This is a genomic window from Streptomyces sp. NPDC060184 (assembly GCF_042728795.1).
Taxonomy (GTDB): Bacteria; Actinomycetota; Actinomycetes; order Streptomycetales; family Streptomycetaceae; genus Streptomyces.
Map to the genome: position 1 here is coordinate 1 of NZ_JBHWYX010000103.1, position 1,194 is coordinate 1,194.

1 protein-coding gene is annotated in these 1,194 nt (G+C 71.2%); it reads left to right on the forward strand.

From position 1 onward, the window contains the following. The first annotated feature begins 930 nt into the window (after positions 1-930). Complete coding sequence (locus tag ACFWEE_RS32630) at positions 931-1,125, forward strand: hypothetical protein (RefSeq protein WP_377536168.1); 195 nt, start codon at positions 931-933, stop codon at positions 1,123-1,125. Positions 1,126-1,194: the final 69 nt, after the last annotated feature.

The following is a 1,194-nucleotide window of genomic DNA, read 5'->3' on the forward strand; positions in this document are numbered from 1 at the left end:
CCCGCCCGGCCGCGTCAGGACTCATCCTCGAAGGCCTCGAAGATGACCTGGGCGAGACGCCTGCCCGCCTCCCGGGCCATACCGAGTGCCACCCCTCCGGCAAGACCAGACGCCCCCCGCTTCACAGCCTCGCGACGGGTCGGGCGCTCATGCGATGCGGGCGCCTGCTGGTCGCTCTGTTCGTTGCTCAACTGGTCCTCCAGACCGTGGAAAAAAAGTCCGTCTGTCCCGGACAGGCCGGGGCGGTGGTGACGTTGAGGGAGCGGGGCCCAAGCCGCGCAAGTCCTCACTCCTTCGCCGGACTCAGGCGAAGAAGGACAGGACCGGGGCAGAGAAAAGCCCCCGTCCGTTGTCCGGAGGGGGGCTTGGTACCTCAGTGCGTGACGAAGCGCTATCAGTGATCGAGCGGCACACCCTTGCATTCCGATCCGCAGGTGTTCCCCGGGGGAACAGATCGCGGCGGGGTGTTCCCCGGGGGAACAGCCCGGGATCACTGTGCCGGACCGGTGGGCAAGCCTCGCAAGTCCCTGTCGCGGCACCGGTGGGGGCAGTGGTGGGGGTTTCGGTGGGGCCCACCAACGGGGCCACCGGTGTCCGTGGTCGGGTCTGTGGTCGGGTGCGCGGTCGCCCCGTGGTCGGGTTGCACGGGAGGTTGCGCACCAGGTTGCGCACTCCTCATTCCGACGGCCTGCGTTGTCGCAGGTAGAGCCGCGTGGTCGGGCGCTTCCACTTGTGCCGACATCCCCTCTACGGCCCCCTGCCGCCCCAAGCAAGACGAAAGAGAAGGGTGGGGGGTGGGTGGTGGCGGCGGCCGGGCGAGGGGATCGGGTGCGTGGCGGTGGGCCGTCCGCCCGGCTCGCGCCGTGCGGCGAAAGCGCCGACGCCCCGGCATGGCGTCGGCGAAGGGTGGCCGACCGGGAGACTGGCGGCATGAGCACCACGCGCCGCCCACTGGGCACCGGTCCGTCGACCACCGCCAGGAGCACGACGACGTCGACCGCCCCGCGGCTGCTGCCCGTTGAGCACGTCGACCGCGAACAGCTCCTCGAGGACGACGCGGAGCACCAGGAGGTGGCCGCCGCGCGGCCCGACCGACGGACGCTCGGGTCGGGTCCGGCGGCATAGACCGGGGCAGCAAGGTGGAGCGAACTGGGCCCAGTTTCGCGACGGATCGGGGCAGCGAGAGGAGACGGG

Excerpts from the sequence above, each read along its gene's own strand:
- ACFWEE_RS32630 (WP_377536168.1), top strand. The coding sequence starts at position 931 with ATGAGCACCACGCGCCGCCCACTGGGCACCGGTCCGTCGACCACCGCC.